The sequence below is a fragment of the Streptodolium elevatio genome (genome assembly GCF_040649515.1).
GTDB classification, from domain to species: domain Bacteria; phylum Actinomycetota; class Actinomycetes; order Streptomycetales; family Streptomycetaceae; genus Yinghuangia; species Yinghuangia elevatio.
Genome location: NZ_JBEZFP010000018.1, coordinates 82,740 through 91,170 on the forward strand (window position 1 = coordinate 82,740; position 8,431 = coordinate 91,170).

Annotated in this window: 7 protein-coding genes; 6 read left to right on the forward strand and 1 reads right to left on the reverse strand. The window is 71.8% G+C overall.

Annotated features, from left to right (window positions below; genetic code table 11):
• Positions 1 to 221 precede the first annotated feature (221 nt).
• Both AB0C36_RS09955 and AB0C36_RS09960 read left to right on the forward strand, forming a co-directional pair.
• Positions 222 to 779, forward strand: a complete 558-nt coding sequence (locus AB0C36_RS09955; protein WP_358351937.1) for an RNA polymerase sigma factor — start codon at positions 222 to 224, stop codon at positions 777 to 779.
• The gene (locus AB0C36_RS09960; protein WP_358351940.1) at positions 770 to 1,393 is read left to right on the forward strand and encodes a hypothetical protein; all 624 of its coding nucleotides are present in this window, start codon (positions 770 to 772) and stop codon (positions 1,391 to 1,393) included. Before AB0C36_RS09955 ends, AB0C36_RS09960 begins: the two co-directional genes overlap by 10 nt.
• Before the next feature lie 74 nt (positions 1,394 to 1,467).
• On the opposite strand, the gene AB0C36_RS09965 is transcribed toward AB0C36_RS09960, so the two are convergent.
• Complete coding sequence (locus AB0C36_RS09965) at positions 1,468 to 1,968, reverse strand: hypothetical protein (protein WP_358351942.1); 501 nt, start codon at positions 1,966 to 1,968, stop codon at positions 1,468 to 1,470.
• Positions 1,969 to 2,416: 448 nt separating this feature from the next.
• Here AB0C36_RS09965 and purD point away from each other — a divergent pair, with 448 nt between their 5' ends.
• The 4 genes from purD (at position 2,417) to AB0C36_RS09985 (ending at position 8,378) form a co-directional block, all read left to right on the forward strand.
• Positions 2,417 to 3,676 carry a phosphoribosylamine--glycine ligase gene (gene purD / locus AB0C36_RS09970; RefSeq protein WP_358351954.1) on the forward strand — a complete coding sequence of 420 codons (1,260 nt, stop codon included), beginning with the start codon at positions 2,417 to 2,419 and terminating at the stop codon, positions 3,674 to 3,676.
• Between the two features lie 466 nt (positions 3,677 to 4,142).
• Complete coding sequence (locus AB0C36_RS09975) at positions 4,143 to 5,549, forward strand: hypothetical protein (RefSeq protein ID WP_358351944.1); 1,407 nt, start codon at positions 4,143 to 4,145, stop codon at positions 5,547 to 5,549.
• 227 nt (positions 5,550 to 5,776) lie between these two features.
• A complete protein-coding gene (locus AB0C36_RS09980; protein WP_358351946.1) occupies positions 5,777 to 7,381 on the forward strand; it encodes a N,N-dimethylformamidase beta subunit family domain-containing protein in 1,605 nt (534 codons plus the stop codon).
• Between the two features lie 94 nt (positions 7,382 to 7,475).
• Complete coding sequence (locus tag AB0C36_RS09985) at positions 7,476 to 8,378, forward strand: phosphoribosylaminoimidazolesuccinocarboxamide synthase (protein WP_358351949.1); 903 nt, start codon at positions 7,476 to 7,478, stop codon at positions 8,376 to 8,378.
• Positions 8,379 to 8,431 lie beyond the last annotated feature (53 nt).

Below are 8,431 nucleotides of genomic sequence, written 5' to 3' on the forward strand. Positions count from 1 at the left end.
GTTCGCATGATCTGCTGTGGTCGGCCTGCTTTGGGCTATCCGTTTTCGCCCGCACTCTGTGCTGCGGCCCCCTTCCTGACATAGCGTCAGAACGTTTGGCAGGCTTCTGTCCGCTTCGTCCCCGCGTCCCGCGGAACTTCTCAAAAAAGTTCCGCGCACCCTGCAAAGAACCGGGGGCGTCCGGACATAGACAGGCGACGGTAGAGGGGCAGGGGGTGCAGGTGGGGCGAGATGAGGCGTTCCGGGACATATACCGGGAGCACTACAACGCCGTACTTCGCTACGCCTGGCGCCGCGTCGGCCCCGACGCCGCTCACGACGTCGCGGCCGAGGTCTTCCTGATTGCGTGGCGGCGCTGGGAGACCGTGCCACGGCTGGACCCTCTTCCGTGGCTCTACGGAGTCGGCCGCGGCGTCGTGCAAAACCACCACCGCACCGAGAACCGCGGACAGATGCTCGAGGCACGGCTCATGGTCGAACCCGACCCGCCGACCCGGGATCTGGCCGATCGCACCGCGGAGCGCAACTCCGTGGTCAGTGCATGGCAAAGCCTGGGCGAGACGGACCGCGAAGTGCTCGCCCTGGTCGGCTGGGAGGGACTCGACGTCCCCACCGCCGCGATGGTCATGCAGTGCTCAGTGCCCGCGTTCACCGCGCGCCTGTACCGCGCGAAACGCCGGTTGAGGACTGCACTCGACCGTCAGGACAAGGCTGCCGAGGAAGCGCCGGAACCGCCGGGCGCCCCGGCACGAGTGGGTTTGGAGGAGCGATGCGTCTGACGGACGACGTCCGCACGCTGATGCGGCCGAACGACCCAGCTCCACCGGTCACGGAGGAACTCTCCGAGCAGGCCCGATTCACCCTCGAGGACATCCTCGTCTCGCGCCCCGGCGCGGTGTCGACCCGTACAGGGGTCGGGCCGACACCGCGCCGGACCCTCTCCGGACGCAATCGGAGGAGGCGAAGGTGGCTGATCCCGATGAGCGTCGTGGTCGCCACCTCGACCGGGGTCGCGGTGGCCCTGGTCTATCCGCAGCCCGAGCGGGCGACCGTGATCGACCGCGCGGACTGTTACTCGGACACCGACCTCACCGCCGATCCGTTCCACGGCGGCAGCGCGCAACTCGGCAGGCTGGCCGGCAAGACGGACAGCGCCGCCGCCGCGACCGAACTGTGCGCCGACATGTGGGGCCTGGGTCTGCTGAGGCCGGGGGCACCCGCCGTGGTCGTCGACGCGAACGACCCCAACCTCAGCGCGTCCGAGCAGAAGCGCGTGCACCCGGTGCCCGGTCTCGTGGCCTGTGTCCGCGACGGTGCCGCCGCGGTGTTCCCTTCGGACGACCCCGACTTCTGCCGGAACGCCGGGCTGCCGCCCCTGCTGACCGGTAGGTGAGTAATTCGGGCGGCAGGACCCGGCCGGGCCGGGACATGCCGCCCGGGCCGGCCGACTCCGTGCCGGCGACCTTTTTACCCGGGGTAGCTCTCCCACGACGAGATCTGGTTGTCGTAGACCAGCGTGCTGAATCCGCCGTAGTGGACCTCGAAGTTCCCGCCCTGGCCGGAATGCTGCCAGAGATTCACCCGGCATCCGCCGGTGACGGTGACCGAGCTCGCCTTGTCGTTGATGGTGCTCGGCACGTTGTCCGCGTCATAACCGCAGCCGGCCTGGGACCACAGGGTCGCCGACGGAGTGGTGCCACTGCTGTAGCCGCCCCAGAGAGTGGCCACTGCGGTGTTCAAAAGTGTCGCGGCGGTGCGGGCGTTCACCGAACCGGCCCCGCGGGACGCGAAGTCGAGTACTTCCTGGTACGTCGCGAAGCACGTGGTCTTGCGGTTGTCCAGGTTGACCAGGCAGTGCTCCTTGGCCCCGGCCGGTGCCCCGGCACTCTCCGCGACCGCGGTGCCACTCAGCAGCGACGCCCCGAGAATTGTGGCGGCGGAAATGGACAGAATTCGCCTGCTATTCATGCGGACTCCGATTTGAAGTATCCCACCCAGACGCATTCGGCTTTTCCCCGGCAATGGGAGATGCAGCGCGAAGGCGTCAATACGGATGCGCATGTTAGCCCGGCCAACCGTTCGGGGGGAAGAGTGGAAGTACTCTTCCGGCCAGGCCTTACATCCGCTTTATCGCGCATCTCGGTGCACAGTCGATTCGTTGGTTGGCCGAAAGCGAAATATCGCCGCGGCGGGAATTCGGGAGTCGCTGTCCGAATAGCGGGAATCGCACACCCGTTCGCCCTGGTGTGCGCAAGATGTGCCATCGCGGCGGTTGGTGGCCGCTCGGATTTCCGGCCAACCATGTCCGGAGCCGTACAAGAGGCGCACAAGTGACGTGTGGGGGCGATGGGACCCGAGGTGCGACGGCACGGACGCCCGCGGGGTGCCGCCGATGCGGGGCACTACGCTCGACCCCGTGAAGGTCCTCGTCATCGGCAGTGGTGCCCGCGAGCACGCGCTGTGCCGTTCGCTGTCCCTCGACCCCTCGGTCGACTCTCTCTACTGCGCGCCGGGCAACGCCGGCATCGCGGAGATCGCCGAACTGCGGCAGGTCGACGCGATGAACGCCGCCGCCGTCGCCGACCTGGCTGCCGACCTGGCTGCCGACCTGGTGGTCGTGGGCCCGGAGGGCCCGCTGGTCGCCGGCTGCGCCGACGCGGTCCGGGCCCGCGGCATCGCGTGCTTCGGCCCGTCCGGCACCGCCGCGCGCCTGGAGGGCTCCAAGGCGTTCGCCAAGGAGGTCATGGCCGCCGCGGGGGTGCCGACCGCCCGTTCGTACGTCTGCACGACGCCCGAGGAGGCCGACGCGGCACTCGACGCGTTCGGCCCGCCGTACGTCGTGAAGGACGACGGCCTCGCGGCCGGCAAGGGCGTCGTCGTGACCGACGACCTCGCCGTCGCCCGGGAGCACGCCGCGTCGTGTGAGCGGGTCGTCATCGAGGAGTTCCTCGACGGCCCCGAGGTGTCGCTGTTCGCGATCACCGACGGGACCACGTCGGTCGCCCTCCAGCCCGCCCAGGACTTCAAGCGGGTCGGCGACGACGACGCGGGCCCCAACACCGGCGGCATGGGCGCCTACTCGCCGCTGACGTGGGCCCCCGAGGGCCTGGTCGACCAATTGACGGAGACGGTCGTCACGCCGACGATCGACGAGATGCGCCGCCGCGGCACGCCCTTCTCCGGCGTGCTCTTCGTGGGGCTGGCGCTCACCTCGCGCGGTCCGCGCGTCATCGAGTTCAACTGCCGCTTCGGCGACCCGGAGACGCAGGTCGTGCTGGCCCGCCTGCGGACCCCGCTGGCGTCGGTGCTGCACGCGAGCGCGGTGGGCAGGCTCGCCGACCTCGAACCGCTGCGCTGGCGGGACGGCGCCGCCGTGACGGTCGTCGTGGCGGCGGCGAACTACCCGGCGACGCCGCGGACCGGGGACCCCGTCGGCGGGCTCGCGGACGCGGCGTCCGTGCCCGACGCGTACGTGCTGCACGCGGGCACCCGGCGGGCCGAGGACGGCAGTGTGCTGTCGTCCGGGGGGCGCGTGCTGTCGGTGACCGCGACCGGCGACACGTTGGCGACGGCACGCGACCGCGCGTACGAGGCGGTTGCCCGCATCGAGCTGGACGGCTCGCACTACCGTACGGACATCGCGGCCCGGGCCGTGAAGGGCGAGATCGCCGTCTGACCCGTCGGCAGCGACCGGCCCGGCGCGGCGCCATCAGGCTTGCCGGCCGCGACCGGGCCGGCGGCACGATCGGGCCTGTCGGCACCGACTGGTCCGTCGGCACCGTCGGACGCGTCGCGGTCCGGTCGTCGGCGAGTACGGCGGTGCCGGGGGCCGTCCGAGCGGGATCGCCGCCTGATCGGGATCGCCGTTCCGTCGGGGGTGCCGTGATCGGAACTGGCGTCGTCTGTCGGCAACTGTGCCGTTCGGCCCCTCCAACCGGCTTTCCGCTCACTCTCGCGGATGGAGTTCACGCCGAACGGGATGACCCTGCGAACTCGTCGCATTATCGTGCGAGCACTGCGGTTCGTAACCGAGCGGGCCGTGTTCAGTGACACCCCAAATCCTGGATGGGGGCGAACGGGTGACCGGTGCCGCCGATGCCCGTGCGCGGGCGAGAAGTGTCCTACGTCTGCGCACAGGCGCGATGCTGTGCGCACTCGGCGCCGCGGCGTTGCTCCTGACGGGGGCTTACCGCAGCGCGGGTGACGGACTGCCGGGCACCGTGCTCGCCGCGGTCGCCCTCGCCCTGACCGCCCTGATCGTGTGGGCGGCTCTCGGGCTGGCCCTCGTGCGCCGCCCCGCGAGTGCCGCGGTGACGCTGCGGGCCGACGACGCCCCCGAGTTCCACACCATGATCGCCTCGCTGGCCGCCGACCTCGGCGTGCCCGCGCCCGACGCGGTCCGCGTGTGCCCCGAGTGCGACAGCTGGCTGGAGCAGGACCCCGGCCGCTTCTGGGGCCGCCCCCGGACCGTGCTCGTGGTCGGCGCGCCCTTCCTGTGGTGGCTGCGCGTCGGCGAGCTCCGGGCGCTGCTGGCACCCGTCGTCGCCGGCACCGAGCCCGCCGCCGATCCGGCCGTCGCCGCGGCCCGTTCGTGGGTGCGGCGCCTCGACGCGCTGGCCCACCCGTACGCCGCGCGCATCCGGCCGGCCCGGGTCTCCCCGTGGACCGCGCCGCTGCGCAGGGTCCCGCGCGCCTTCGCCCGCCAACTGCTCGACCTGACGCGGGGTCAGGCCGAGATCATGGAGCGGGACATCGCCGCGTGGGCGTCCTCCCGGGCGCAGGACGTGGACGCCCCGCTGCGGGCGACCGCGCACGAGCAGGTCGGGCTCGCGTACGCCGGATGGGACCGCCTGCTGACCCGGCTCGCCGCGCCGGCCTGGAACCTGGGCCGCTACCCGGACGCCCTCATGGCCGGCGTGGTCGCGGCGCTGACCGAACTGTCGCAGCGCGACCGGCTGGCCGACGTATTCGGCGCGCGCCTCGCCGAGCGTCCCGCGTGCGACCTGCTGTCCGCGCCGGAGCGGGTCGACGCCCAGGTGTCGAGGCTCGCGGCGGTCATCTTCGCGGACCGTTCGGCGCGGCAGGCGGTCGGCTGGGCGGACTACCCGGCCAACGTGATCGAGCCGATCTGGCGAGCGAAGGCGGGCGTCCTGGTGGAGGCCCTCGACGCCTCCGACGGGCAGCCCGGACCCGCGTGCGTGGGGCGGGTGCTCGACCGCATCCGCGAGGGTGCCGCCGCCCGGCCTCGGGTCCGGCCCGGCCAGGACCCGGGCGACCACGACCGGGCCGCCGACACGCAGGCCTTCGACCCCGAGCGCATGACCGAGCACGTCATCGCGCTCGTGTCGTGTGCCGCACTCGACACCGGACGCATGCACGCCGGCGTCGACTGGCTCGACGGCGCCGTCCTGGTCGACGGTCGCGGCCGCCCCGCCGACGTGTCCGCGCTGGTCGGGCAGGCCGTCGACGACCATGACGATCTCCCGCTGCGGGCCTGGCTGGACGGCATCGGCGTGCGCACGGCCGAACCCATCCGGCTGGGTGGCTGAGGGCGTGGGGGCGTGCCCGGCGTTCCGGGCGGCCACGCGGCGGCGGATCCGGCACGCCGCGGCATAGTGCAACCGGGTGACCTCGGCGTACGTCAGAGGGTTGGCGGGGCGACCCGGTCGCACGGGAAGCCGGGGAGCGATCGCACGCACGGACAGCACGCCTTGGACGGCTAATATCCGATTTGTCGTCGGCGTGACCATTCGCGAGGAGCTGCAAGGTGCCGTTGGTGAATCGGCGGAGCGCACTGGGCGTGCTTGGTGCCGTCGGCGCGACCGCCGCCGGGCTCGTGTGGTGGCGATCCGGGTCGGAGGGCGGGCAGTCCGGCAGTTCCGCCTCGCGTCCGCTCGGGCACGGCGCACCCAAGGGGGGACCGGCGACGCCGGGGCCCGCGTCTTCCGCGCCGCCCGTGGTGGCCCCCGCTTCGCGGCAGCCCGTGCCGCCTTCCGATCCGCACCGCATCGCCGCGGAGAACGCCAAGACGGGGTCCACCGCGTGGAAGCCCGGGCGCAACGGCACCCGGGTCGGCAACGACATCGCGCACCAGATCAAGGGCTACACGTCGGAGACCAGCGTCGGTCTCGGCGGCCGCATCGACTTCCACATGTCGGTGAACCCCGGGGGCGCGTACTCCATCGGCATCTACCGCCTCGGCGACTACGGCGGCGCGGGCGCGCGGCATGTGGTCAGCAGCCCACGCCTGACCGGTGTGCCCGGCCAGGCCCCGAAGCTGGACGAGGACTGCGGCATGCTGTCGTGCGACTGGCCGGTGGGCTGGACGCTGGAGGTGCCGAAGGACTGGACGTCGGGGACGTACCTCGCGGTCTTCGACGACGAGCGCGGCAACCGCAACTACTCCGCCTTCGTGGTGCGCGACGACGGGCGCTCCGCGGACTTCCTCGTGGTGCTGCCGTTTTCGACCTACCAGGCGTACAACCAGTACCCGCTGGACGGCCGTACCGGGAAGAGCCTGTACTACGGCTACGGCCCGGACGGGAAGAACGTCTACCAGGCGCGGGCGCGCAAGGTCTCGTTCGACCGGCCGTTCATGGGCGACGGCATGCCGCCCACGCGATTCGACCTCGACCAGAGCGCGATCGCGTGGATGGAGCGCTCCGGCTACGACGTCACCTACGCCTCGACCGTCGACATCGAGACGCGCCGCGTCGATCCCGGCTGGTACCGGGCGCTGGTCTTCCCCGGGCACGACGAGTACTGGTCGACGCCGATGCGCGAGGTCGTCGAGGAGGCGCACCGCGCGGGGGTCAACCAGGCGTGGCTGACCGCGAACAACATGTACTGGCACGTGCGGTTCGACAAGAACGAGCGCGGCGTCGCCAACCGCGTCATGAACTGCTGGCGTGAGGACCGCGATCCGGGTGCGTCGCTGCTGTCCGCGCCGACGGACATGTGGCGCCGCATCCGCCGTCCGGAGCAGGAGTTCCTGGGCATCCAGTACAACGGCATCGTCGCGGCGCCGACGCCGCTGCGGGTGAGTTCGTCGGGGCACTGGATGTGGGCGAACACCGGGGTGCGCGACGGGGACACCATCGACAAGGTGGTGGGCGGCGAGGCGGACGGCATCGAACCCGGGATGGCCATCCCGCCGGGCGCGCGGCAGGCGCTGCTGGCCGAGTCGCCGTACCAGTTGCGCAGCGGCGCCCGGCGCACGCAGAACACCTCGATCTACGAAAGCCCGCAAGGCACCCTGATGTTCTGCGCGGGCACCTTCAACTGGTCGCTCGCCCTCAACCACCCCAAGTACCGCGACGAACGCATCCAGCGCGCGACGCACAACCTCTTCGAGCGGCTGCGCGCGGGCGGTCGCCGGTAGGGCGCCTTCGGCGCGCCGTGAAAGACTCACGGCACCGGGGCGTGCGGTGTCGGCCGCCACGCCTTCAGCCGAACAGCGAGCCGAGGGAAGACCTGTGAGTGGTTTCGTCACCAAGCCCGAGCCGGTCGAGGTGCCCGGCCTCGTCCATGTGCACACCGGCAAGGTCCGCGACCTCTACACGGACGGGGACGGCAACCTCGTGATGGTGGCGAGCAACCGGGTCTCCGCGTTCGACTGGGTGCTCGACCCGGAGATCCCGGACAAGGGCCGCATCCTCACGGCGCTTTCGCTGTGGTGGTTCGAGCTGCTCGCCGACCTCTACCCGAACCACGTGGTGTCGACCGACCTTCCGGCCGGTGCGCCCGACGACTGGGCCGGACGCGCGATCGTGTGCCGCCGCCTCGAGATGGTCCCGGTCGAGTGCGTCGCGCGCGGCTACCTCGCCGGCTCCGGTCTCGAGGAGTACGCCGCGACCCGCTCGGTGTGCGGCGTCACGCTGCCGGAGGGCCTGGTGGACGGCTCCGAACTGCCCGCGCCCATCTTCACGCCCACCACGAAGGCCGAGGTCGGCGAGCACGACGAGGCCGTGACGTACGAACAGGTCGCGGCGCAGGTGGGTGCCGAACTCGCGGCCAACCTGCGGCAGGCGACCCTCGCGGTCTACACGCGCGCCCGGGACATCGCACGCGACCGGGGCATCATCCTCGCGGACACCAAGTTCGAGTTCGGTCTCGACGCGTCGGGCGAACTGGTGCTGGCGGACGAGGTCCTGACGCCGGACTCGTCGCGGTTCTGGCCGGCCGACCAGTGGCGTCCGGGGCAGTCGCAGCCGTCGTTCGACAAGCAGATCGTGCGCGACTGGCTGGCGTCGCCGGAGTCCGGCTGGGACCGCCGGTCGGAGGTGCCGCCCCCGCCGCTGTCCGAGGCCGTCGTCGAGCGCACGCGCGCGAAGTACGCGGAGGCGTACGAACTGCTGACCGGACGCCGCTGGAGCTGACCGCGCTCCGGCACCCGGCCTGCACCGACGCTGTGGCCGGTTCCCCCGATCGG

What these genes read in the sequence shown, in the direction of transcription:
- AB0C36_RS09975 (WP_358351944.1), top strand. Translation starts at nt 4,143, where the DNA reads ATGCTGTGCGCACTCGGCGCCGCGGCGTTGCTCCTGACGGGGGCTTAC.
- AB0C36_RS09960 (WP_358351940.1), top strand. Translation starts at nt 770, where the DNA reads ATGCGTCTGACGGACGACGTCCGCACGCTGATGCGGCCGAACGACCCA.
- AB0C36_RS09965 (WP_358351942.1), bottom strand. Translation starts at nt 1,968, where the DNA reads ATGAATAGCAGGCGAATTCTGTCCATTTCCGCCGCCACAATTCTCGGG.